We start from the raw sequence: 24507 nt of genomic DNA, 5'->3' as shown, positions 1-24507 counted from the left end.
CGCAATTGTCTGCGGCATGATGTGAGTGAACATTCACTCATGACCAGTCGGCGGGGACGGAGGCATCATGCCCATCGATGTTCGGCAGAAAGTTCGGGACGCGGCACTCGCACTGTTCGCGCAAAAGGGCGTGAAGGCTACGACAATCAAGGACATCGCCCGCGCGGCCGGAGTGTCCGAGGGCGCGCTCTACCGCCATTGGGCGAGCAAGGAGGATCTTGCCGCCGACCTGTTTGCGGCGGAATACACTGCCCTGTCCCAAGCCCTGCGCGAGGCCGCGGGAACCGGCCCGGCGCCGGACCGGCTGCGGCGCGTGATCGAATGGGCCTTCCGGCTGGTCGAGGCGGCCCCCGACCGGGCGCGCTTCCTGCTGCTGTCGCAGCACGACGGCCTGCCGCTGGTGCCGGACGGGCAGGAAACCCCGGTGGACGTGGTGTGCGCCATCATCGGCGCCGGCATCAAGGAGGGCAGCGTCCGCGACGCCAACTGCGAAGCGCTGGCCCACATCGTCATCGGCGCCATCGTCATGAACGTGCAGTCCCAGGTCTACGGGCGTCAGGCGACCCCGCTCGGCGACCTTGCCGGCACCATCGCCGATGCGTTGTTGAACGGTTTGGCCCGGAAAGGAGCGGTGTCATGAGCGATCCCGTGACGAACGAGTTGGGCCTTCTGGCGGCGCGGCGCTTCCTGCCGCTGTTCCTGACCCAGTTCCTCGGCGCCTTCGGCGACAACGTCCTGCGCGGCGCCATCGCCGTGCTGGCGGTCTATGGTGTCTCGGAAGGCGGCATGGCCGGAAACGGCGCGCTCGTGTCCACACTGGCGGCGGGCGCCTTCACGCTGCCCTTCCTGCTGTTCTCCGCCACCGCCGGCCAACTCGCCGACCGCTACGACCGCACCTTGGTCGCCCGCGCGGTGAAGGTCGCGGAAATCGGGCTGATGGCCATCGCCGCCTGGGGCATCCTGGACGCCAGCCTGCCCATCCTGATCGCGGCGCTGGTCGGCATGGGGGCACACTCGACCGTCTTCGGGCCGGTGAAGTACGGCCTGCTGCCCGACCTGCTGCCCCCCCACGAGCTGAGCGCCGGCAACGGCCTTGTGGAGGCGGGAACCTTCGTCGCCATCCTGCTGGGCACCATCGCCGGCGGATCCCTCGCCCTGGCCGACCCTTGGGCGGTCCCGGCCCTTCTGGGGGCGTCGTCCGTGCTCGGCCTGGGCGCGTCCCTGCTCATCCCGCGGGCCGGAAACGCCGACCCGGCGGTGCGGGTCGGATTGAACCCCGTGTCGGTGACGCTGCGCGTGCTGCGCGCCACCGCGCAGGATCCCGCCTCCATGCGGGCGATCTACGGCATCTCCGTCTTCTGGGGAGTCGGCGCCGTGGTCATGGCGCAGTTCCCGGCCATCGCGCGGGAGGATCTCGGCGCGGACAGCGCCGGGGCGACGTTGCTCCTGGCGGTGTTCGCCGTGGGCGTCGCCGTCGGTTCGGTGCTGGCCGGGCTGGGCCACCGCACGCCCTCCACCGCCGACGCGCGCCGGGCGGCGCTGGCCGGCCTCGTGGCCGGGCTGGCGGGCGCGGCGCTGCCGCTGCTGACCCCGTCCACGCCGTCCGCCGAGCCCCTGTCGCCAATGGCCCTGCTGGCCCAGCCCTGGGCGTTGCCGTTGCTGGTGGACCTGTTCGTGATCGCGGCGGCGGGTGGAGCCTTCGCCGTGCCGCTCTACGCGCTGATCCAGCACCGGGCGGCGGTGTCGGCCCGCGCTCGGGTCATCGCCGCGGCCAACGTGGTCAACGCGCTCTTCATGGTCGTGGGCTCCGGCGTCGCCGCGGCCATGCTGGCGCTCGGCCTGTCGCCGCTGACCGTGGCCGCCGTGGGCGGGGCGAGCATGCTGGCCGCCGTGGTGCTGGCCCTGTCCAACGACGCCGTGGAGATCGGCCGGTCCCTGGCCCGTGGCCTGTTCCGCCTCGCCTTCCGGGTGGAGGTCCGCGGGGCTGAGCATCTGGCGGACCTGGACGGCCCTGCGGTCATCACGCCGAACCACCAGTCCTTCCTGGACGGCGCGCTGCTCGCCGCCTTCCTGCCGGGCATGCGCTTCGCGGTGGACACCTTCATCGCGCAACAGGCCTGGGCCAAGCCCTTCCTGGCGCTGGCCGATCACGTGACCATCGACCCGACCAACCCCATGGGCACGCGCGTGCTGGCCCGCACACTCGCCGAGGGCCACAAGATCTGCATCTTCCCGGAAGGGCGAATCACCGTCACCGGCTCGCTGATGAAGATCAACGGCGGTCCCGGCATGCTGGCCGACAAGGCGCGCTGCCCCATTGTGCCGGTCTGCATCGAGGGTGCCCAGCGCTCCGTCCTGTCGCGCATGCACGGGCGTCTTCGGCTGGGGCTGTTCCCGCGCATCACCATCACCGTCATGCCGCCGGTCGCCACCCCGGACGTGACGGGCCTTGTCGGCAAGAAGCGCCGCGCCGCGCTGAAGTCCTGGCTGTCGCGCGTGATGACGGAAACCGTCTTCGCCGCCAACGAACGGCCGCCCACCCTGGCCTGCGCGCTGCTCGACGCCAGCCGCAGGACCGGCCGGGGGGAGGCGGCGGTGCAGGACGGCGACTTCACCACAGTTTCCTACCGCGCGCTGATTGCCCGGGCGCTGGTGCTTGGCCGCATCCTGACGCGCGGCACGGCACAGGGGGAGGCGGTCGGTCTGCTGCTGCCGACCGCGTCGCCCACCGCGGCCGCCTTCTTCGGTCTGGTGGCGTATGGCCGGCCGGCGGCGATGCTGAACTTCACGGCGGGGGTGGAGTCCATTAAGGCCGCCTGCCGCGCCGCCGGGGTGCGCCGCATCGTCACCTCGGCCCAGTTCGTGGAGAAGGGCCGCCTCGGCCCGCTGGTCGACGCGCTCGCCGCCGACCACGCGATCCTCTATCTGGAGGACGTGAAGCGCGGCCTGACGCTGGGCGACAAGCTGCGTGCGCTCGCGGCGCTGGTGGCGCCGGAACGGCTGTTGCCGCCGCAAGGCCAGCCGGACGACGTGGCGGCGATCCCCTTCACCTCGGGGTCGGAGGGGCCGCCGAAGGGCGTGGCGCTGACCCACGACAACCTGCTCGCCAACATGGCGCAGGTGGCGTCGGTGGTGGACTTCACCCGCCAGGACGTGGTGTTCAACTGCCTGCCGGTCTTCCACTCCTTCGGGCTGCTGGGCGGGATGCTGCTGCCGATCCTGAACGGGGTCAAAACGGTGCTGTACCCCAACCCGCGGCACGTGCGGCTGATTCCGGAGCTGGTCTACCAAACCAACGCCACGGTCCTGTTCGGCACCGACTTCTTCCTCAACGCCTGGGCGCGGGCGGCGGATCCCTACGACTTCCGCTCGCTGCGGCTGGTCTTCGCCGGGGCGGAACGGCTGCAGGAGGAAACGCGGCGCACCTACACGGAACGGCTGCGAGTCCACCTGCTGGAGGGGTACGGCACCACGGAAACTGCGCCGGTCATCGCGGTGAACACGCCCGCCCGCTTCCGGCCCGGCACGGTCGGGCAGGCGCTGCCGGGCATCGAGACGCAGCTGGTGCCGGTTCCCGGCGTCCCCGTCGGCGGGCGGCTGCGGGTGCGTGGGCCGAACGTGATGAAGGGCTATCTCTTCGCCGACCGCCCTTGCGAGGTGCAGGCGCCGGAGGACGGCTGGCACGACACCGGCGACATCGTGGAAATCGACGCCGACGGCTTCATCCGCATCGTCGGCCGCGTGAAACGCTTCGCCAAGGTGGCCGGCGAAATGGTGCCCCTGGGCGTTGTGGAAGAACTGGCGGTGCAGGCCGACCCTGCGGCCCCGCACGCCGCGGTCGCCCTTCCGGACGCCAAGCGCGGGGAGCGCATCGTGCTCGTCACCGCCAGCCCGGCCCTGTCACGCGACGCCCTGGTGTCCGCCGCCAAAGCCCGGGGAGCCCCGGAACTCGCCATCCCCCGCGACATCGTCCGCGCCACGAGCATCCCGCTGCTCGGCACCGGCAAGACCGACTACCCGGCGGTCATGCGCCTCGCCGCGGAGGCGTTGGCGGGGGAGGGGGTGTGAGGTCGGGGAGGGGGATGAGTGGTTGTACTGGGCCCCCTCCCGACCTCCCCCCACTTCGCGGGGGAGGTCGGGAGGGGGCCCAACGCGACCACGCTCCCCACGCCCCTCACCCCCGATGCGCCACATGCAGCCCCTTGCCGACCGGGAAGGTCGTGGAGCCGAAATCGGGCAGTGCCTCCACGGCGGCGATGTAGCCGGCGATCTCCTGGGGATGGGACAGGGCGTTGTCAGCCAGCAGCAGGCAGTCCCGTTCCAGCTTCGGCAGGAGCAGGCGCAGCTGGTCCGGAGCGCTCCAGCGGTCGGCGTCGAAGAAGACGCAGTCGAAGGGGCCGGGCAGGCCGGCCACCACCTCCGTCGCGTCGCCGACCAGCAGGTGGACGCGGTCGGCCAGCCCGGCGCGCTCCAGGTTCGCGCGGGCTTCGGCGCTCTTGGCGGGATCACGCTCGACGCTGATCAGGGGCTCCGTGGCGCCGGTCGCGCGCAGGGCGGCGGCGAGCCAGAGGGTGCTGACGCCGTTGGACGTACCAATCTCCAGCACGCGCCGGCGCCGCCCGCTGCGCACCAGGACATGCACCAATTCGGCCGTCTCGCGTTCCAGGTTCAGCATCTTGCGGGCGCGGTCGCCCTCGCGGCTGTCGTTCTCGCGGCCAAAGCTCTCCAGGTCGCGCAGCACGTGGTCGACGGCGGCATCCACCAGCATGGGTCGGGCTCCTCGGTGTGGGTGAAACGGTGCGGATGGCCTCGACTGTGCACTGGTAACATGTTACCGTCAATGGTGACATTGCATGTGGGAAAACCATGATCGTCCGGATGCGTCGCCCAAACCTGGGGGAGGAGGCCTACGAGCGCCTGCGCGCGCTGCTGCTGGACAGCGACCGCTACGCGCCGGGCGCCAAGGTCAACGTGATTGCCGTCGCGCAGGAACTCGGGGTCAGCCGGTCGCCGGTGTGGGACGCCATCGCGCGGCTGGAATCGGAAGGGCTGCTGGAGGTCGTGCCTCGGCACGGGGTCTTCCTCGTGCGCTTCGACGCGCGCCGCTTGGCCGAGCTGTTTGAGACGCGGGAAGCGCTGGAGGGCATGGCTGCGCGCCTCGCGGCGGAGCGGGCCGGGTTGGCCGACGTGGCGGCGCTGGAGCGGTCGCTGGCAGAGCAGCAGGCCTGCTTGGACGCGGGTGACGACACCGGCTACGCCGACGCGGCGCTGGCCTTCCATCAGGCCGTGCTGCGCATCGCCGGCAACGAGACCATCGGGCGGATGCTGGAGGCGCTCTACGCGCAGACGCGGACCATGTGCCGCGGCCGTCCGACAACGCGGGAGGACCTGTCGGTCCGGCGCGACGACCACGCGCATCTGGTCGCCGCGATCCGCGATCGGGATCCGGACCGCGCCGAGGCGGTGGCGCGCGTTCATGTGCGGAGCTTGGCGCTTGCCGCGCGTTGTTTCCCTGAGATGCCAACATCAGAGGGAAGATCGCCATGACGGTGCGCGTTGGTGCGTTGGTTGCCTTGGCTGTCCTGGCCGCCGCTTCCGGTTCCGCCCTGGCGGCCGGACCGGTCGGCCAATCGATCCGCTTCGACTTCGAAGGGGACAAGGTCGGCGGTCTGCCGCCGGGCTTTTCCGTCGCACAGACGGGCAAGGGTCAACCGCCGCGCTGGGCTGTGACGGAGGATTCTTCCTCGCTGGCGGGGCCGAAGGTGCTGACGCAGTCCAGCGCCGACGCGACCGGGAACCGCTTTCCGCTGTGCATCGAGAACGCCCTGACCACGGCCAACGTCCGGCTGAGCGTCCGCTTCAAGCCGGTGTCGGGCAGGGTGGACCAAGGCGCCGGCCTTGTGGCGCGGTTCCGGGATTCCGGAAACTACTACGTCGTGCGCGCCAACGCGTTGGAAGGGAACGTCAACCTGTACAAGGTGGTGGCTGGCCTCCGCTCGGAGATCACCGGAAAGCCCGCCGACCTGCGCACCGGCGATTGGCGCACGCTGGGCCTGACCGTCGAGGGGGACCGGCTCCAGGTCTCCCTCGATGGCCAGCCGCTGTTCGAAGCCCAGGACCCGACCTTCAAGGCGGCCGGCAAGGTGGGCCTGTGGACCAAGGCCGACAGCGTCACCGAATTCGATGACTTCCAGGCCCAGGCCCTGCCGTGACGCGCATGTCGCTTACGCGGCCTGGTTCATCTGCTGCAGCCGCTGCGGGTCGATGCGCAGGCGGGTGGCGAGATACTGCAGGTAGGAGCGCTCCGTCTCCGAATTGCGGTCCACCGCCATCATGGAGGCCATATAGACCTGCTCCGCCGTCTGCGGGTCACGGACAGCCTGGACCAGGCTGTCGAGCGACTGCGGCCGGTCGAGTTCCTGTTCGACCACCCGCCGCTCCTCCGGGCCGGCCCCGGCCTCATCAAGCGCGGACAGGATGCGCCCGCGCTCCTGCGCGGTGATCTCGCCATCGGCGTTGGCGGCGGCGATCATGGCGCGGATGAGCAGCAGGGCGTGCTGGTCCTCCATCGCCAGGGCCGGGTAGGCGCCTTCGTCCGCCGGGGCGGGGTGGGCCGCTTCCGGCTGCGGTGCGCGGGGCTGGAGCATTTGCGACAGCCGGTCGCCCAGGGAGCCGCCGCCGGCACCGCCGGCCGCGCCGCCGAAAATGCTGCCCAGGATTCCGCCGCCGGCCCCACCGCCCCATAGGCCGCCGCTCGACGGGGCTCCGCTCGTGGGCGCCTCCGTCGGCTGACCGGAATCCGGACGCATGTTCTGCTGGCGCTCCTGGAAGGCGCGGTAGGCGATGTAGGCCAGCGCGCCGAGCCCGGCGACGGGCCCGACGCCCAAGCCACTTCGGCCGGTCGAAGGTTCGCCCATCGGTCCGGCGCCAAGGCCGCCGCTGTTGTTCAGCATGGAGCCCATGCTTTCCATCCCCATGCCGCTGCGCCCGCCCATGCCCGTCGCGAGCATGGTACCGAGGATGTTCTGGAGGTCGGCCATTCGATGTCTCCCCACCGTTCGATGTTGCCTTGCGCAAGCGACAACAGGCGGGGAGGGCAGGAGTTCGACGGCCAAGCCGCCGTTTGCAGCGAACGCTACGGGAAATTCCGGCAGAACACCCGTCTGTACCGACGGGCATCGCCGGGCGGCTTAAGCGCAGCGGTTGACTTCGATGCTGAGGTGCCGGATGCCGAGCGAGGCGGGAACGCGCGCGCGGTAGTGTTCCGGCGGCTGCGGGTCGTGGGTGACCAGGCTGACGATGGCGGCGTTGACGCCCGGGCCGATGGACCAGACATGCAGGTCGGCCACGCGGTCGTCCCCGCGCTCGATGGCGGCGCGGATGCCCTCGCGCACGGAATCCGACGCCTGGTGGTCGAGCAGGACGCGGCTGGTGGAGCCGATCAGCCCGCGCGACCAGTTCGCCACCAGCACCGCACCGACCACGCCCATCACCGGGTCGAGCCAGGTCGCCCCCGAATATTTGGCGCCGAGCAGGGCCGCGATGGCCAGCACGGAGGTCAGCGCGTCCGCCAGCACATGCAGATAGGCGGAGCGCAGGTTGTGGTCCTCATGCGCGTGGTGGCCGTGAGAATGGCGGCCGTGCGCATGGTGGCTGTGCCCATGATGATCGTGGTCGTGGTGATCATGCCCATGATGGCCGTGTTCATGGCCATGTCCGTGCCCATGGCTGTGCCCGCCGAGGACCAGGACACTCGCGGCGTTCACGATCAGGCCGAGGATGGCGATGAGGATCGCCTCGTCGTAGGCGATGGGACCGGGGGTGATCAGGCGCGCGACGCTCTCCCACCCCATGCCGAGGGCGACGACGGCCAGAAGCAGCGCGCCGGTGAAGCCGCCCAGCGCGTTGACCTTGCCCGTCCCGAAGCTGAAGCGGGGGTCGTGGGCGTGGCGGCGGGCGTACATGTAGGCGAAGGCGGCGATGCCCAGCGCCAGCACGTGCGAGGCCATGTGGACGCCGTCGGCCAGCAGGGCCATGGAGCCGGTCCACAGGCCGGCCGCGACCTCCACCACCATGGTGACGGCGGTCAGCGCGACCACGACCAGGGTCCGGCGCTCGGCGGCGCTGGCTTCCTCTTGCCCGAAGGCGTGGTCGTGCCGCCAGCGGTCCAGCGAATGGGTGTGCATGAAACCTGTTCCGATCAGAGCAGCGTGTGTTCGACCAGAATCTTGGCGCCGATGGCGATCAGGCCAAGCCCTCCCACCAATTCCGCGCGTCGGCCGAGCAGCGGGCCGGCAGCGCGGCCAAGCAGAACCCCGCCGAAGCCCATCAGGAAGGTGACGACGCCAATCAGCGTCGCGGTCACGGCGATGTCGACGTCGGCCATGGCAAGGCCGACCCCGACCGCGCTGGCGTCGATGCTCGTCGCCACGGCCATGGTCAGCAGGGCCAGCCAGCCCGACCGGGTCGCCGCCGCCTCGTCGTCCGCCTCGCCCTTGACGGCGTTGCGGACCATCGATCCGCCGATCAGCAGCAGCAGGCTGAAGGCGATCCAGTGGTCGACCGCCTGGACCATTTCGGCAAAAGCCGCGCCCACGCCCCAGCCGATGGCGGCCATTCCCAACTGGCAGGCCCCGAAGGTGGCGCCGACGCGGATCGCCTCGGACACGCCCGGGCGCTTCTGCGCCGCGCCGCGACCGAGAGCGGCGGCGAAGCTGTCCATGGAAAGGCTGACGGCGAGCGCGAGGGAGGTGAAGCCGAACATGGGACGTGACTCCGGCCAAACGGACACGACAGCGCGTCCGCCCCCCGTTTGGCCTTCGGGTTGCAGCCGCACCATCGGTCTTGCCGGGCTGGCCGGATCCGAAGTCCGGCGGCCGCACGCACCACGGGGGAACCCCCGAGTCTGTTGGCACGCGCCCCTCTCCACGGAGGGTGGCTACTCCCCAATGACGGGGCGGACCGTATAGTGCCCGGTTCGGAACGTCAATCTATATGAACAGCTGTTCATACGTTTTGAATCGCTCTAAATCTTTGCCCGCCCAACTCTGGCTATCGCCGGCGTAAGTCGCGGTCGTGCCGGAAAGCGTCCTGCTCGTCGTGCGATTGGCGGCGCTGGCGGATGCGGTCCTCCTGCCATTCCCAGAAGCCGGCGCCGATGTCATCCACCTCGCCCCAGCCGCGGGCGGGCCGGGTGCGGACCAGGAATGGGTCGCCGGCCCCGGCGACCGGGCCCAGGGCGGTGCGGTCGTCCCGGTCGGGCGACAGATTGTTGGTGTAATGCGGGCCGCCATAGGCGTCCCGGTAGGTGTCGTAGGGGGTGTAGCCCTGGGCGGCCGCCGCTGCGGGGAACAGCACGGCGAACGCCCCGATCCAGGCGGCACGGCGTTTGGGCATGGCCACGGCCTCCTCGCTGGGGTTTGCTCAACGGGTTTCGCTCAACGGATTTCAAAGAGCCTGCGCCCGGTGCCAGCGCGATGAGGGGATGCAGGAGGGGAGGGTTCTGGTGCAAAAGGAGGGTGGCGGCCACGCCGCGCCCTGGTCCGGAGACAAACACCCGTGTTTCGAAGCCCGCGCTCCCTGCTGGTTCTGTTTGCCGTCTGCTGCGTCGCGGCCCTGATCGTATTCGGCCGGACCCCATCCGACGACTCCGGACGCGCGGTGGACAACCGCGGCTTCCTCGCCGCCTGCGAGGCCAGCCCCTTTGCATCTGGCAGCGGTTCTGACGTGGCCGAGGCGACGCGGCTGTGCTCCTGCATCCTGGCGTGGCATGTGCGGGAGGGGGAGCGGACCGGCTATCCGCTGCCGGCGGCGCTTTACCGCAGCACCCCCACGGCCGCGGCCATCGGGGAGGTCAGCAGCCTGGCCCGGAGCGTGGACGCGAAGGCGCGCGCGGCGTGCCGGCCGGCGCGCGCAACGCAGTAGGCCATGCGGTGAACGCAGATGGTCACGGACACGTGAACGGCCCTTCCGATCGGGCGCCAGCGCTCCCATCCTTTTCGGCCATGAGCACGCCCGACACCCGGAACCCCTGCATCAAGGTCTGCCGATTCGATTCGGCCGGCACCTGCCTCGGCTGCCTGCGGACGCGCAGCGAGGTGAAGCACTGGAAGCGCCTGTCCGACGACACGAAGGCCGCCATCGTTGGGCGCCTGCGCGCGCTCGGCCTGGAGGAGCCGAGGGCCGACCGGAAGAAGACGGCCAAGCGCCTGAAGAAGCTCGATAGGAAGATCCGCAAGCTGGAGGCCAAGCTCGGCACGCTGCGGGCAGAGCGGGCGGATTTGGCCCCGCCCCCAGCGCTGGACGCGGCGGACTGACGGTCAGGCCGGGCAGACCGCCTCGACGATGCGGCACACGTCGCCGGCGGTCTTCGGCGCGAATCGGGCCAGCAGGCCGCTCCGCAATTCCGGGATCAGAAGCGACAGCGGCCGGTCGCCCGGCGGGCTCAGATCATGCTCCAGGTCGCAGACGCTGACGTAGTCGAGCCCTTCCAGCGCGACGAGGAGCGACTGCCGCCCCTCCTCATCCACCTCGTGCGCGATGGCCCGCCCGTTGGCGGTGGCGTAGACGGCCGCCTGCTCCTGCGTGTAGCGGGAGATCGGCAGCAGGCGCAGCGCCGGGTGGCTGCCCAGCACGGTGGCGACGAGGGAGTTGAGGCCGGAGGAGAGGCTCGACATGGGGTCCAAGGCGTCTGTCGTTCGGCCCACATCCTACCACAAGGCCGGGCCTGCGACGCCATGCCATCCGCCGTCGCAAAATGATCACGCAGACCAACAGGCAAATAAGCCGGGAAAACGCCAAGAACGGAAAAGGGGCCGGCAGCGCAGGCTGCCGACCCCATTCCCAACCGTATTCCCAATCGGTGACGCAGAGCGTCAGGCCGCCAAATGACGCCGAGCGTCAGGCCGCCGACGACAGGTGCGTGTCGTGGTGCAGCGCCAGCAGGTGCGCCGCGTCCAGCCCGTGGTCGTAGGTCTCCACCGAGGCGACCTGCGTGTCCACGGCGGTGGTCACCGGATGCTCGACGTTCTGCACGGCGATGTGGGTCCACACGTCGGTCTGGTCGCCCAGCGACTGGGCCGTGGCCGTGCCGGCGGTGGTGGCGGAAGCCGGGAACCAGCTCTTGTCGGCGCTGACGACCAGCGTGCCGTTCCACCACATCCCGGACTGGCCCTTCACCACGTCCTGCCCGTCCAGCGCGCCCTTGTCGTAGGACACGTTGGCGTCCGTGGCGTTGGAGGCATGGCCGTTGATGGTGACCTTGTTGACCGTCAGGTTGCGGTCCTGGCCGTTCACCGTGCCGTCATTGTCGTACTGCACCTGGACCTTGTGCGCCTGGCCGGACGCCAGATCGGTCTTGAAGGTGTAGTCCTTGGCGGTCGTGTCGGCGACGCCTTCACCGACCTTCTTGCCGTCGACCAGTAGGTTGAAGTGGGCGTTCACGCCGCCGGCCGCATTGCCCGACGCGTTGACCGTGATGCTCGAGCTGCCGGCCGTCGGGGCGGAGCCGCCCGCCGGGAAGTAGGACTTGTCGGCGCTGACGGCCAGCGTGCCGTTCCACCACATGCCCGACTGGCCCTTCACCACGTCCTGGCCGTCCAGCGCGCCCTTGTCATAGGACACGATGCTGTCGGTCGGGTTCACGGCATGGCCGTTGATGGTGATCTTGTTGACCATCAGGTTGCGGTCCTGGCCGTTCACGGTGCCGTCGTTGTCGTACTGCACCTGGACCTTGTGCGCCTGGTCGGCGGTCGCGTTGGTCGTGAAGGTGAAGTCCTTGGCGGTCGTGCCGGCCATGCCCTCGCCGACCTTCTTGCCGTCGATCAGCAGGTTGAAGTGGGCGTTGACGCCGCCGGCCGGGTTGCCCGACGCGTTCACCGTGATGGTCGAGCTGCCCGCGGTGGGGGAGGTCGGCGTGGTGGGCGTGCTCGGGGCGGAGGGCGCCGTCGGGGTGTTGCCGCCGCTGGTCGTGGATTTGTACTCGTAGGCGCCGATGTCCACGGCCCCCTCGCGCGACGCGCCGCTCATGTCGGTCGTCGGGGCGTTGGTCGAGGTGCCCGCGTTGATGGCCGGCGAACCCGCCGCGAGGTGGTAGTCGCCGCCGCCGTCGGCCACGTACTTCACGAACTTCGGGTCGGACGCGACCGTGCCGGTGGCCTTCAGGCCGTTCTGCAGGCGGAAGTCCGTGCTGTTGTCGTACACGAGGTTGTTCGTGTAGGTGTTGTGCGTGCCGGTCGTACCGCCTTCCGCGACGCCGTAAGCGCGGTTGTCGTAGACGATGTTGTTGGCGAACTTGATGTTGTCGGCCGCACCACTGTAGGTGTAGTGCTCGTCCGCGCCGATCCACGCGCCCATGTAGTTGTTGAAGGTCGTGTTGTTCACGATCGTCAAGTCATGGGCATCGTGCCACAGGTGGATGCCGACGCCCGCGTTGTCGTACACGAGGTTGTTGGCGATGGTGCCCGTGGAGCTGTGGTAGATCGCGTGGACGAGGCTGCTGTTCGTCCCGGCCGGCCCGACGTTGTACACCTCGTTGTTCTTGATCGTCATGTTGGTGCCGCCGCTGTAGCTATCGGCGTAGATGCCGGCGCCACCGGTGCCACTCAGGTTGTTCCCGATGTCGTGCACCTTGGAGTTCTCGATCACCGAGTTGCTGCCGGTGGTGTAGAGCCCGATGCGGAAGGACGAGCCGGACACCTCGAAACCGTTGATGGTCACGTTGGAGCCGCTGTTGCTCCAGGCCATGTCGGCGCCGCCCGACGGGGCGACGATCTTGGCGCCGTACTTGGTGTCGGAGACGTAGGTCACGCCGTTGGCCGAGGTCGAGAAGCCGCCCTGGTAGGTGCCGTTCGCCACGTGGACCGTGGTGCCGGTGCCGGCCGCCTGCGAGGCCTTCGCGATGGTGCGGAAGGGCGAATCTTTGGTGCCGTTGCCGGAATCCGAGCCCGTGGTGGAAACGTAAAGATCAGCCATGGTCAAACCAGTCCTTCTGATTCATTCGCTTTGCGAAAATTTTGAAGCCGCAATTGGTCAGGGCGTGGCCGGTCATGGGCGTCCAAAGGGGCGTCCCAAGCTGGACGTCCTCGCCGGTCACCGGCCAATGCGGGGCGGCCCATGCGGGGCGCGGTCATTCGCGCGTGTTCCCGCGGCCCTGGCCTTGCGGGTATCGATTTTTCCCTGTCCGTCGCGCCGATGCGGCGTCACGCGGTGCGCAGCGGTTCGGCCGGCGGCGTCACGCCCGGCGAACGGACTTCGTCAAGGGAAGGGCTAGGATGGAATTTCGGTTCCGGTCGCCATTGCCGGGAACTCCTGTTTGCTGTCCCAAAAGGGGCTGCCGCGCCGATGCACCGTTCGTCTTGCCGGCTGCGGCAAGGGCAAGAACGGTGCGGCCCGGTGTGGCCCCATTCGTGAGAACAGCATAGACCGACCCCTTGGGGCGAAAGTCGGTCATGTTTGTGTATAATTTTTGGGATCCGGAGGGTATTTTGACCGGCGTGCCGGCCGCGACACACCCAAAAATGCCACAACGGGGCACATTGGGCCGAAAATCGGATGCCTCCGCAACGGGCGCTTCCGCCCTAAAGCGAATTTGCATTCGCTTTAGATTCATATGACCTCATTCGCCGGTCGGGCTTCGGCCGCACGGGCGGCCGGGACCGCCGTCGCGGTCCAAAGCGGATCGCAATCCGCTTTAAACTTGCGCGGCGGGTTCCTCCGGCGGGTTCGCCGCCGTTCGGGCGTTTGACCGGGCGAGATGAGGCCCGGGCAGCCAGCCGAGCGCCTGGACGATCCTTTGGGCGGTGTCCGGGTCGGGGAAGCTCGCCAGGACGGTGATACGGCCGTCCGGGAGAAAGCGGAACCGCAGCCGGGGTGGAGCGGCGTCGAGTTCCTCCACCCGGCACCAGAGCTTGGCCAGGGCACATTCCGCCTCTGTCACGGAGATGCCCCGCAGACTGATCCTGACCATGCCACCCCCTCCCTATCGTGGCTCCTGTCCCCGGTGCTCGTTTGTCGCGGCCATCTCCGTGGCCTTGCGTTTCGGCACGAACCGGCTTGCTCATTCCATGGTCAGGCGGAAGACTCCGCCCAAAAACTGGTCATCATTCTCCGCAGCCGGATGGAGAATGGGCCGAATTGACCGCCGGCAATTGACCGCCGACGGTTCTAATGCCGCAAGTCGATCGGTGCGCACGTCACGGCGTTGACATCGGTGATCAAACAAAACATCGATTTTCGAGGCACTCTGCCGCATCGCAACAATGACGAGACCGTAAAAGGCGGACAATGGTCAACACGACATGCCGATGCGTTCGTATCGTCCATCGCAGGCGGCCTCGCCAACGTTGTACGGCCCATTCATCCCTGGCGCCAACCCGGACAAAATGCCGGGCTTATGCACGTGAGATCGTCCTATGCCCACCGAGTGGACGGTGTTGTCTTGGCAATGCATAAAAAAGCGTCACACATCATCGCCAATACGCACGGTTCCTGACAATTGGCCTTTCGTGACCAACGCTTTTTCATTCCGTTGCTTGGAGTGGTTATGCGTTCGCGCCGGACGCTACGCTTTGGCGCCGTACGAAAACGCGATCGGCGGGGCGGCAACTCAACGGAGACATGCGATTTATCCGGAACTCGGCCGCTTCGGCAGGGCGGGCGCCGTTGCACCGACCGGAGCCCCACGATGCGCGAAGGCCCCAATGTCCACCGCCGCGTCTTGCGGACCGCCGCTGAGGTCGCTCGGCGGGGCCACGGCGACGGTGCCGGCCCCTATGGCCGGGGACCCCGGACCCGGACGGTAGTCACCCCCACCGTCCGGCGCGTAGCGCAGGAAACCCGGATCGGCGGTGATGGTTCCCGTCGCCGTCAGGCCGTTCTGCAGGCGGATGTCCGTGCCGTTCCCAAAGACGAGGTTGGTCATGTACCGGTTGTTCGTGCCGGTTTCCCCGCCTTCCACGATGCCGTAGCCGCGATTGTCGTAGACAATGTTGTTGGCGAAGGTGATGCGGTCGGCCGGTCCCTGGTGGCGGTAATGCTCGTTCGCCCCGATCCAGGCGCCGATGTGGTTCTGGAACAGGGTGTTGTTCACGATCACCAGGTCGCGCGCGTCGTGCCACAGGTGGATGCCGGCACCGGCGTTGTTGTGGGCGAGGTTGTTGGCGATCAGGCCGGTCGTGCTGTGGTAGAGGCCGTGCACCAGCCGGCTCTTCGTGTTTGGCGGGCCGATCCGGAAGACCTCGTTGTTGCGCAGCGTGATGTTCATGCCCCCGTAATAGCCGTCGCCGTAAATGCCGGCCCCGCCGCGGCCGTTCAGGAAGGTGCCGAGGTCGTGCACCCTTGCGTTCTGCACGACCGAGTCGCTGCCGGTCGTGTAGAGCCCGATGCGGAACATTGCTCCAGACACCTCGAACCCGTCGATGACGACACTGGCACCGCGGTTTTCCCAAGCAATGTCGGCACCGCCCGGCGGCGGCTCGATCCGCGCGCCCCATGGGACGTCGGACCGGTAGGTCACGCCGTCGGCCGTGGTCTTGAAGCCGCCGGGGTAGACGCCGGGCGCCACATGGACCGTCATCCCCGGCCGCGCCGCCGCCGCGGCCTTCGCGATGGTGCGGAAGGGAGCCTCCCGCGTGCCGGGATTGCCGTCCGATCCCCCCTCCGCGACGAACAGATCGCCCGCCGCACGTCCGTTTGAGGGCAGGGCGCTTGCGGGCAATGCGATCGCCACGCCCAGGATCGAAAGCGCGACCAGAAGGGAACGGCGGCTCGGCGTCGGGCTCATCATCCGCGGACCCTTAGTTCTGGTAGTATTTGCGGAAGCCCGGAGAAAAGACCTCCGAGTCGGGGTAGCCGTAGACGCTGTACTTGCGCCCGTCCACCTGCGACAGAACGATGCCGTCCACGGGGACATTGTCGTCGGACAGCCGCTGCAGGGCCGTCGCCAGCGTCGAGGAATGGGTCGACCGCCAGCGGACGATCATCAGCGTCCGGTCGACCAGCCGCGCCAGGATGTTGGAGTCGTAGACCGCCAGGACCGGCGGCGAGTCGATGATGACGTTGTCGTAGTGGAGCGCCAGCTCCCCGACCAAATCCTGCATACGGCGCGATTGCAGCACGTCGGACGAAGCCCCACGGGCCTGTCCGGCGGCGATGACATGCGTGCCGGTCGCCTCGTCGCGCTGGATCACCTCCTCCAGCCCGAGTCCCTCCTCGATGCATTCGGCGAGTCCCGGCCCGCGCTGGAGCCCGAAGATGCGGTGGAGCACCGGCGCGCGCAGGTCGGCGTCCACGATGATCGTCCGCCGGCCGGACAGCGACAGCATGCGGGCGAGCGAGGAGGCCGTGCTGCTCTTGCCCTCGCCCGACACGGCCGAGGTGATCAGCATCACCTTCGCCGAGGCCGGCCCGCACACGCCGGAGCGGAGCGCGATGGTGCGCAGATGCTCCTGGAAGGAGGTGTCGCCGCCGTTCAGCACTTCCGCGGCCGGGGGACCGCGCCGGCGGCGCCGGCGAACCACCGGCAGGGTGCCGATGACGCGCAGCGGGGTCATGCGGCGCAGCTGCGACGTGCTCTGGATCGTGTTGTCGGCGCGTTCCAGCATGACGGCCAGGATGCCGCCGCCGCCCGCGGCCATGATCACGGCCGTCGCCATGATCGCCAGGGTCGGCGGGTAGCTGGCGCGGCGCGGCACCACCGCCTGGGATAGCACCTCGGTGTCGGCGCCGCGGTTCTTCATGTAGTCGATCTGCGCGTTGACGCTGTTGAGCCGCGCGGTCAGCTGCGGCATCAGCGCCCGCTTGGCCTCCACCTCGCGCTCCATGATGCCGACGTCCACCTGGGCGGCGTTGGCCTTGGTCATCTGGGCCTTCAGCTCGTCCACTTGGCGGTGCAGCCCGGCCTCGGTCGCCTTGCCGATGGCGACGGCGTTCAGGCGTGCGGTTTGGATCTTGTTCATCTCCTCACCCAGCTTGGCGCGGATGTCGCGCAGTTCCTGCCGGGCGGCCTGCATCTGGGGGTGGTTTTCCTGGTAGCGCAGCGCCAGCTGCCCGGCGCGAGCGGTCGCCATCGCCTGCGCTTCCTGCAAGCGCTGGATCAGGGACGAGCCGAGCACCTGCGCCGCCGCCTGAAGGTCGCCGGAATTGCGAACCTGCTGCGCTTCGGCGAACTGCGCCTCCGCCCGCACGCGTTCGGCGGTGGCGCCCATCAGTTGGCGGCTCAACTCGGCCAGCCGTTCCTCCAGCGCCCGGGTGCCGTTGGCGGACAGGCCCAGCGACAGCTTCCGCTCGTCGACCTTGCGTTCCGAGTCCTGGATGTCGTGGTTCAGTGTGCCGATTTCCTGCGTCAGGTTGGCGACGAGCGCCTCCGCCCCGGCCAGGTCGCGGGCGCGCTTCCGGTCGATGAAGGTCTCCGCGATCGTGTTGGCGACCAGGGTGGAGCGCTGTGCGTCCTCCGAATAGAACCGGATGCCCACGACTCGCGACGCGTCGGCGGAGGAGGTTTCCAGCCGGCGCTGGAATCGCTCGATCACCTCGTTGCGGATGCGGTCGGGCGTCCAGTTCTCAGGCTGCTTCAGCGTCAGGGCGGCGATCGGGGCGGCGATCTCGTCGGGAAGCCGTTCGGCCCAGGACGCGATCGTCGTGCGCGCCGTGTCCAGCAGATGGTCGATCTGCGAGGGCGGCCGCAGGGCCGGGTTGAACTCCGGCAACTGGTCGAGTTGGAGGCGGGTCACCACGGCGTCGGCCAGCTCGCGGGAGCGGATCACGGCGATCTCGTTCTTGCGCGCCGTCTCCTCCGACGGAAGCATCGTCCCGATCTGGGTCGGCGTGCCCATGGGCGTCAGCTCGTGCGGCTTGAACATGATGCCGGCCTCCGCCTCGTAGAGCGGCGTCATGAGGCGGGTCACCAGGAAGGCCAGCAGGGCGACGCCCGCGACCACGAGCGCGATCAGACCCTTCCGGCGTTTCAGCGCCGCCACGGTGTCGATCTCGCCACCCCCACCCGGGCCGTCGGCGTCCTGGACCACATAGGGCGCCGGATCGCGGACGCCTGCGGGCACGATCTCGAACTGATCCATTGGCTTTCTCTTTCCCCGTCATGGAAGGCACGGTGCCGGCCATCGTCTTTTCTTATCGGCGGAATCGCGCGCCAGGGAGGGCGCCCCGACTTAATGCCAGGCCGATTCCACGTTTTCGCCGGTTTTTGGAGAGTAAGACGCAAGAAAATGAACCGAAAGCGAAAAAACAGGTTACGTCCGGGACGCAGCGCCGCCCTAAAGCGGGGTATGGCATGGGCCCTGGGAGCGCCCTCCTGCCACTTTCTTTCCGCGTTCTGCACTGCGAAAACGCGACCCATCCCTCATCCTATCGCGCCTTATGCTTACATCCAGCGAGCGTGTTTACACCGCCCGTTATCGATAGCATAAGAAAGCATGACGGTAAGACGCCTCGTGGCGTCGCCGGGGCGCGGCATCGCCGACCCGGCCGCATGCGGCGACCACAGGCGGCTCTCTCCCGGACGGGTCGCTCACGACAACGACCGGATCACGGCACAGGAGGAGGGGAGGAATGAAGGGTGTCATTCAATGCGGTGGCAAGGGAATGCGGCTGCGACCCTACACCATGGTCCTGCCGAAACCCCTCATGCCCGTCGGATCGAAGCCGGTCCTGGAACTGCTGCTGAAGTGGCTGCGCCGCAACGGCGTGCAGGAGGTGTTCATCACCACCGGCTACCTGGGCCACCTGATCCGCACGGTCTGCGGCGACGGGCGGCAGTGGGGCCTGCGCATCCGCTACACCGAAGAGCTGGAGCCGCTCGGCACCGTCGGCGCGCTGCGCCTGCTGCGGGAAGAGCTGGACGAGACCTTCCTGGTCATCAACGGCGACGTGCTGACCGACCTGAACATCGCAGCCCTGGCCGATTTCCACCGCCGGCAGGAGACGATGCTGACCATCGCGACGGCCAGCCGCACCATCCAGACCGACTTCGGCATCATCGAGGAAAAAGGCAATCGGGTCGTCCGCTTCCAGGAAAAGCCCACCCTGACCCACCTCGTCAGCATGGGCGTCTACTGCATGGAGCCAGACATCCTGTCCTACATCCCCGACGGAGTCGCCTTCGGCTTCGACAACCTGATGCACGCCATGCTGGCCGCGCAGGAACCGGTCAGCACCTTCCAGCACGGCGGCCTGTGGCTCGACATCGGGCGGGTCGAGGACTTCCAGAAGGTGCAGGAGATGGCCTGGGACGAGCAGTGGCCGGCGGCCTACGAGACGCGCGTGGTCGCGTAATGGCGCGTCCAATCATGCCTGACCTGAATTTTGCTGGCCTGCGGAGAAGACCATCATGCTTCTGGTAGCCGAGCCGACCCTCGGTGAGGAGGAAAAGGCCGCCCTTGCGGCCGTCATCGACAGCGGCTGGATCACCATGGGCGACCGCGTGGCCGCTTTTGAGAAGGCGTTCGCCGCCGCGCACGGTGTCGACGACGCCGTGGCCGTGGGGTCCTGCACCGCGGGCCTTCACCTCGTGCTGGAAAGCCTCGGCATCGGGCCGGGGGACGAGGTGCTGGTGCCGGCGATGACCTTCGTCGCCACCGCCAACGCCGTGCTGCACGCCGGCGCGACGCCGGTCTTCGTGGACATCGACGCGCTCGACCGGCCGCTGATGTCGCTCACTGACGCCGAGGCCAAGCGCACCGCCCGCACCAAGGCGGTGATCCTGGTGGACTACGCCGGCGCTCTGCCCGATCCCGACGTCTGGCGCGCCTTCGCCGCCGCGCACAACCTGCGCCTGATCGAAGATGCGGCGCACGCCGCCGGGGCCGAGGGCGCCGGGGCGATCGGCGACGCCGGCGTCTTCAGCTTCTACGGCAACAAGAACATGACCACTGCCGAAGGAGGCATGGTCTTCGCCCGCGATCCCGACGTGCTGGAACGCATCCGCCGGCTGCGCGGCCATGGCATGACCAGCAGCACGCGCCAGCGCCTAACCGGGCACGCCCAGGGCTACGACGTCACGATGCTCGGCTACAACCACCGGATGGACGAGCTGCGCGCCGCGGTCGGTCTGGTCCAACTCGGCAAGCTGCCGGCCTGGAACGCCCGGCGGCGGGCGCTCACCGAGCTTTATCGCGAGCGATTGCGGAGCGAGTGCCCGGATGTGCTCATGCCCTTCGCCGACGCCCAGGCGTCCTCCAACCACATCCTGCCGGTCCTGCTCCCGCCGGAGATCGACCGGGAGGCCGTGATGGACGCCCTGCGCGCGGACGGCATCCAGACCAGCGTCCATTACGCGCCGGTGCACCTCTTCACCCTGTACCGGGAACGTTGCCCGGGTGTCGCGCTGCCGCTGACCGAGGCGTTCGCCCGGCGCGAGCTGACCCTGCCGCTGCATCCCAGGATGGAGGACGCGCAGGTGGAAACGGTGGTTCAGGCGCTGGTCCGTGCGCTTTCCAGGGCGGACGTCCGAGGCGTGGCGGAACTGGAGGGGTCGGAATGACCAGCGAGTCCCAATTCCGCGAAGGGCCGGCGGCCGCCCTCAGCCCGGAGGCGGCCGTGCGCCGGGCGTTCGACATCGTGACCGCGCTGGCCGGCATCCTGTGCTTCCTGCCGGTCCTGATCCCGGTCATCATCGCCATCAAGCTCGACTCGGCCGGCCCGGTTTTCTTTTCGCAGCCGCGGCTGGGGCAGCATGGTCGTCTTTTCCGCCTCTACAAATTCCGGAAATTCCGCGACGGCTCCGGTGGGCGGGCGGTGACGCTGAAGAACGACGAGCGCATGACCCGCGTCGGCCGCTTCCTGGAGCGCACGAAGATCGACGAGGTGCCCCAGCTCTGGAACGTGCTGAAAGGGGACATGGCGATCGTCGGCCCGCGACCGGAGACGCTGGACTTCGCGGACTGCTTCCAGGGCGGGTACCGCGCCGTGCTCGACCACCGGCCGGGCATCTTCGGCCCCAACCAGGTGTATTTCCGCAACGAGGGCGCGCTGTTCCCCGCCAACGCCGACCCGCACGAATTCTACGTCACCGTGCTGTTTCCGGCGAAGGCGCGGGCCGACCTGCACTATTTCCCGCGGCGCACCCTGGCGCAGGACGCCCTGTGGGTGGTCCGCGGGCTTTTGGCGGTCTTCGGCGTCGGCCTGCCGGCGGGCTCCCCGCTGGACCGCTTCCGCAAGCCGGAGGGGCGCAAGCCGGAAAGCCGGGCGTCCATTCGGGACTAGCCCCACGCGGGCGCCGGACTTCTCCTTTTCCATCCGGAACCGGCCCGATCAATAAGATAAGATAGTGGCGCAATCGAAAGCGCCGCAAAACAAAAACGCAACCAATGCCGCCGGCGCGCCCGGCGGATCCCAGCGCAGGGAAACGTCACATGCACCAGATCGACAGCACAGCGTTGAAGGCGCTTGACGACGGGGCGGCCGCGCGGCTGATCGCCGATCCCGCGACGTCGAGCCGGGCGGCACACGCCGGGCGCCCGGATGTCGGGGCTTTGCTGGCGCGCTACCAGGAGCGGACCGCGACCGTTGCGGTGGTCGGGCTCGGCTACGTCGGCCTTCCCCTGTCGCTCGCCGCCTGCGAGGCCGGCTTCCACGTCCTCGGCTACGACATCGACGCCGCGACCGTCGCCCGCCTGAACGCCGGCCGCAGCCCGCTCAGCCACATCGGCGACGACCGCATCGGCCAGGTGGTTGCCGACGCCCGCTTCGCCGCGTCGGTGGACAGCGCCTGTTTCGAGCAGGCCGACGCCATCCTCATCTGCGTGCCGACCCCGCTGGGCCCCCACCACGAGCCCGACCTGTCCTTCGTGGAGGAGACGACGCGGGTCATCGCCCGGCATCTCCGCCCCGGCCAGCTGGTCGTGCTGGAATCGACGACCTACCCCGGCACCACGCGCGAGGTCATGCGGCCGATCCTGGAGGCCGGCGGCCTGCGCTCCGGCGAGGACTTCTTCCTCGCCTATTCGCCGGAGCGCGAGGACCCCGGCAACGCCCAGTTCGAGACGGCGCGCATCCCCAAGGTGGTGTCCGGCGATGGGGAGGCGGCGCTGGCGCTGGCCACCGCGCTCTACGACCAGTTCGTCAAGACGGTGCCCGTGTCCTCGCCGGAAACGGCGGAGGCGGTGAAGCTGACGGAAAACATCTTCCGCTCCGTCAACATCGCGCTCGTGAACGAGCTGAAGATCGTCTACGACCGCATGGGCATCGACATCTGGGAAGTGATCGAGGCCGCGAAGACCAAGCCATTCGGCTACATGCCCTTCTACCCCGGCCCCGGCTTGGGCGGGCACTGCATCCCGATCGATCCCTTCTACCTGACCTGGAAGGCGCGGGAACTCGGCGTCGCCACGCATTTCATCGAGCTGGCGGGCGAGGTCAACAACGGCATGCCGGCCTATGTGCTCAACCGCACCCGCGACGAGCTTGACCGGCGCTTCCACAAGGGCCTGTCCGGCGCGCGCATCCTGGTGATGGGCATCGCCTACAAGAAGAACGTGTCCGACATGCGCGAAAGCCCCGCCCTGACGGTCATGGAGCTTTTCGACCGGGCCGGCGCGAAGGTCGACTATTACGACCCCCATTTCGCGGTCATCCCGCCGACGCGCCAGCACGCGTCGCTCGCCGGCAAGGCGTGCATCCCGTTCGAGGATTACGCGCTCGCCCGCTACGACGCGGCGGTGATCGTCACCGATCACGACAACGTCGACTACGTCAAGCTCCTGCGCTTCTCCAAGCTGGTGATCGACACCCGCAACACCGTCGGCGCGCTGGGGCTCCATTCCGATTTCGCGAACGTGGTGGCCAAGGCATGACGATCATCTCCAAAGAGGCCGAAAAAGACGACGCCCCGAAGAGCGACGTCGCACCGGTGCCAAACTCCACCCTGGGCCCGGCCGTGCGCGTGGCCGTGGTGGGTTGCGGTTACTGGGGCATCAACCTGGTGCGCAATTTCCACGCGCTGGGCGCGCTGGCGGCCATCTCCGAAGCCTCGCCGACGCGGGCCGACGAGCTGTCCCGGCAGTTCGAAGTCCCGGCCCTGCCGTTCGAGGCGGTGCTGGCCGACCCGGCCATCCACGCGGTGGTGCTCGCCACTCCGGCGGAAACCCACGCCGCCCTGGCGATCCGCGCCATCGAGGCCGGCAAGCACGTCTTCGTCGAGAAGCCGCTGGCGCTTGCCGAGACGGACGCCGCGATGGTGCGCCGGGCCGCCGAGGCGCACGGGCGCGTCGTGATGGTCGGGCACCTGCTGCAATACCATCCGGCCTTCCTGCGGCTGAAGCAGATGGTGGCGGAAGGGCGGCTCGGCCGGCTGCGCTACGTCTATTCGAACCGGCTGAACCTGGGCAAATTCCGCAACACCGAGAACGTGTTCTGGAGCTTCGCGCCCCACGACATCTCGATGATCCTGGCGCTCACCGGCGGGCCGCCAGACCGCGTCCACGCGGTCGGCCACAGCTTCCTCTACACCGGCATCGCCGACCTGACGACCACGCACATGACCTTCCGCAACGGGATCAGCGGGCACATCCACGTTTCCTGGCTGCACCCCGTCAAGGAGCAGAAGCTGGTCGTCGTCGGCGACGCGGGCATGGCGGTGTTCAACGACGGCGAGCCCTGGGCGAGCAAGCTGATGCTCTACCCGCACCGTGTGGACTGGCGAGACGGCATGCCGGAGCCGAACAAGGCAGACGCCATCCCCATCGAGGTGCTTCCGGCCGAGCCGCTGCGGCTGGAGTGCCTGCATTTCCTCGACTGCGTGCGCGACGGCAAGCAGCCGCGCACCGACGTGACCGAGGGCATCGGCGTGCTGGCGGTGCTGGAGGCCGCGCAGCGCTCCATGAAGTCCGGCGCAGCGGTGGACCTCACCACGGCGGAGCCGGCGGCAGCTCCTCCCCCGCCTCCCTACACGGCGCACGCAACCGCCTGCGTCGACGACGGGGCGGCGATCGGGGCGGGCACGAAGATCTGGCACTTCAGCCACATCCTGAAGAACACGGTGATCGGCCGCGACTGCACCATCGGGCAGAATGTGGTGATCGGCCCCAACGTGACGGTCGGCGACCGCTGCAAGATCCAGAACAACGTCAGCCTCTATGCCGGTGTGACGCTTGAGGACGGCGTCTTCTGCGGCCCGTCCTGCGTCTTCACCAACGTCAACAACCCGCGCGCCGAGGTCGAGCGCAAGGACGAGTTCCGCCCGACCCCCGTCGGCCGCGGCGCAACCATCGGCGCCAACGCCACCATCGTCTGCGGCCACAGCCTGGGCGCCTACAGCTTCGTCGCGGCGGGCGCCGTCGTCACCAAGGACGTGCCGCCTCACGCGCTGGTCGCCGGCAACCCGGCCCGCCGCATCGGCTGGATGAGCCACGCCGGCGAGAAGCTTGGCCCGGATCTGGTCTGCCCGCGCACCGGCACCCGCTACCGCCTCGACGGCCCGAACCGTCTGGTGGAGGTCGTCGAGGAAGCGAAAATCGCGTGACCGGCAATTAACCCTCTCCCCCTGGGGAGAGGGAA

21 protein-coding genes and 1 riboswitch are annotated in these 24507 nt (G+C 68.8%); of the genes, 11 read left to right on the top strand and 10 right to left on the bottom strand.

Annotated elements, in window-relative coordinates:
* Window positions 1–67: 67 nt before the first annotated feature.
* Together M2351_RS16300 and M2351_RS16295 are read left to right on the top strand one after the other, a co-directional pair.
* Window positions 68–640 carry a TetR/AcrR family transcriptional regulator gene (locus tag M2351_RS16300; protein WP_264657168.1) on the top strand — a complete coding sequence of 191 codons (573 nt, stop codon included), beginning with the start codon at window positions 68–70 and terminating at the stop codon, window positions 638–640.
* Complete coding sequence (locus M2351_RS16295) at window positions 637–4068, top strand: acyl-[ACP]--phospholipid O-acyltransferase (protein WP_264657167.1); 3432 nt, start codon at window positions 637–639, stop codon at window positions 4066–4068. Before M2351_RS16300 ends, M2351_RS16295 begins: the two co-directional genes overlap by 4 nt.
* Before the next feature lie 106 nt (window positions 4069–4174).
* On the opposite strand, the gene M2351_RS16290 is transcribed toward M2351_RS16295, so the two are convergent.
* Window positions 4175–4768, bottom strand: coding sequence for an O-methyltransferase (locus M2351_RS16290; protein ID WP_264657166.1), 594 nt, complete (start codon window positions 4766–4768; stop codon window positions 4175–4177).
* A gap of 110 nt (window positions 4769–4878) precedes the next feature.
* Here M2351_RS16290 and M2351_RS16285 point away from each other — a divergent pair, with 110 nt between their 5' ends.
* Together M2351_RS16285 and M2351_RS16280 are read left to right on the top strand one after the other, a co-directional pair.
* Window positions 4879–5547, top strand: coding sequence for a GntR family transcriptional regulator (locus M2351_RS16285; RefSeq protein WP_264657165.1), 669 nt, complete (start codon window positions 4879–4881; stop codon window positions 5545–5547).
* Window positions 5544–6212, top strand: coding sequence for a hypothetical protein (locus M2351_RS16280; RefSeq protein ID WP_264657164.1), 669 nt, complete (start codon window positions 5544–5546; stop codon window positions 6210–6212). The genes M2351_RS16285 and M2351_RS16280 overlap by 4 nt, the downstream gene beginning before the upstream one ends.
* A 12-nt stretch (window positions 6213–6224) precedes the next feature.
* On the opposite strand, the gene M2351_RS16275 is transcribed toward M2351_RS16280, so the two are convergent.
* From M2351_RS16275 to M2351_RS16260, 4 genes are all read right to left on the bottom strand, one after another.
* Complete coding sequence (locus M2351_RS16275; protein WP_264657163.1) at window positions 6225–7040, bottom strand: tellurite resistance TerB family protein; 816 nt, start codon at window positions 7038–7040, stop codon at window positions 6225–6227.
* Window positions 7041–7190: 150 nt separating this feature from the next.
* Window positions 7191–8186 carry a CDF family Co(II)/Ni(II) efflux transporter DmeF gene (dmeF, locus tag M2351_RS16270; protein ID WP_264657162.1) on the bottom strand — a complete coding sequence of 332 codons (996 nt, stop codon included), beginning with the start codon at window positions 8184–8186 and terminating at the stop codon, window positions 7191–7193.
* A 14-nt stretch (window positions 8187–8200) separates the two neighbouring features.
* Window positions 8201–8764, bottom strand: coding sequence for a manganese efflux pump MntP (locus tag M2351_RS16265; protein WP_264657161.1), 564 nt, complete (start codon window positions 8762–8764; stop codon window positions 8201–8203).
* Between the two features lie 64 nt (window positions 8765–8828).
* Window positions 8829–8959: riboswitch (yybP-ykoY riboswitch) on the bottom strand.
* 92 nt (window positions 8960–9051) lie between these two features.
* Entirely contained in the window at window positions 9052–9396 is a 345-nt protein-coding gene (locus tag M2351_RS16260; protein ID WP_264657160.1) for a hypothetical protein, read from the bottom strand.
* A gap of 162 nt (window positions 9397–9558) precedes the next feature.
* Here M2351_RS16260 and M2351_RS16255 point away from each other — a divergent pair, with 162 nt between their 5' ends.
* A complete protein-coding gene (locus M2351_RS16255; protein WP_264657159.1) occupies window positions 9559–9924 on the top strand; it encodes a hypothetical protein in 366 nt (121 codons plus the stop codon).
* A gap of 80 nt (window positions 9925–10004) precedes the next feature.
* Complete coding sequence (locus M2351_RS16250) at window positions 10005–10316, top strand: DUF1289 domain-containing protein (protein WP_264657158.1); 312 nt, start codon at window positions 10005–10007, stop codon at window positions 10314–10316.
* A 3-nt stretch (window positions 10317–10319) separates the two neighbouring features.
* Here the strand turns inward: M2351_RS16250 and M2351_RS16245 are convergent, their stop codons facing one another.
* The 5 genes from M2351_RS16245 to M2351_RS16225 all read right to left on the bottom strand — a co-directional run bounded on the left by M2351_RS16245 (window position 10320) and on the right by M2351_RS16225 (window position 18074).
* The gene (locus M2351_RS16245) at window positions 10320–10676 is read right to left on the bottom strand and encodes a hypothetical protein (protein ID WP_264657157.1); all 357 of its coding nucleotides are present in this window, start codon (window positions 10674–10676) and stop codon (window positions 10320–10322) included.
* 223 nt (window positions 10677–10899) lie between these two features.
* Window positions 10900–12972 carry a carbohydrate-binding domain-containing protein gene (locus M2351_RS16240; RefSeq protein WP_264657156.1) on the bottom strand — a complete coding sequence of 691 codons (2073 nt, stop codon included), beginning with the start codon at window positions 12970–12972 and terminating at the stop codon, window positions 10900–10902.
* Window positions 12973–13690: 718 nt separating this feature from the next.
* Window positions 13691–13966, bottom strand: coding sequence for a hypothetical protein (locus tag M2351_RS16235; protein WP_264657155.1), 276 nt, complete (start codon window positions 13964–13966; stop codon window positions 13691–13693).
* 657 nt (window positions 13967–14623) lie between these two features.
* Window positions 14624–15784 carry a right-handed parallel beta-helix repeat-containing protein gene (locus tag M2351_RS16230; protein ID WP_264657154.1) on the bottom strand — a complete coding sequence of 387 codons (1161 nt, stop codon included), beginning with the start codon at window positions 15782–15784 and terminating at the stop codon, window positions 14624–14626.
* Window positions 15785–15794: 10 nt separating this feature from the next.
* Window positions 15795–18074 carry a GumC family protein gene (locus M2351_RS16225; RefSeq protein WP_264657153.1) on the bottom strand — a complete coding sequence of 760 codons (2280 nt, stop codon included), beginning with the start codon at window positions 18072–18074 and terminating at the stop codon, window positions 15795–15797.
* 490 nt (window positions 18075–18564) lie between these two features.
* Between M2351_RS16225 and M2351_RS16220 the strand changes: the two genes are divergently transcribed.
* From M2351_RS16220 to M2351_RS44935, 5 genes are all read left to right on the top strand, one after another.
* Entirely contained in the window at window positions 18565–19287 is a 723-nt protein-coding gene (locus M2351_RS16220) for a nucleotidyltransferase family protein (RefSeq protein WP_264657152.1), read from the top strand.
* Between the two features lie 55 nt (window positions 19288–19342).
* Window positions 19343–20494, top strand: coding sequence for a DegT/DnrJ/EryC1/StrS family aminotransferase (locus M2351_RS16215; RefSeq protein ID WP_264657151.1), 1152 nt, complete (start codon window positions 19343–19345; stop codon window positions 20492–20494).
* The gene (locus M2351_RS16210; protein ID WP_264657150.1) at window positions 20491–21216 is read left to right on the top strand and encodes a sugar transferase; all 726 of its coding nucleotides are present in this window, start codon (window positions 20491–20493) and stop codon (window positions 21214–21216) included. The genes M2351_RS16215 and M2351_RS16210 overlap by 4 nt, the downstream gene beginning before the upstream one ends.
* A 149-nt stretch (window positions 21217–21365) precedes the next feature.
* On the top strand, window positions 21366–22805 hold the full coding sequence (locus M2351_RS16205; protein ID WP_264657149.1) for a nucleotide sugar dehydrogenase: 1440 nt from the start codon (window positions 21366–21368) through the stop codon (window positions 22803–22805).
* Window positions 22802–24472, top strand: a complete 1671-nt coding sequence (locus M2351_RS44935) for a Gfo/Idh/MocA family oxidoreductase (RefSeq protein WP_319801892.1) — start codon at window positions 22802–22804, stop codon at window positions 24470–24472. Before M2351_RS16205 ends, M2351_RS44935 begins: the two co-directional genes overlap by 4 nt.
* Window positions 24473–24507 lie beyond the last annotated feature (35 nt).

It is taken from the genome of Azospirillum canadense, assembly GCF_025961225.1.
Taxonomy (GTDB): Bacteria; Pseudomonadota; Alphaproteobacteria; order Azospirillales; family Azospirillaceae; genus Azospirillum; species Azospirillum canadense.
Note: the sequence above shows the minus strand (reverse complement) of the source record. Positions and strands in the feature narration are given on the sequence as shown.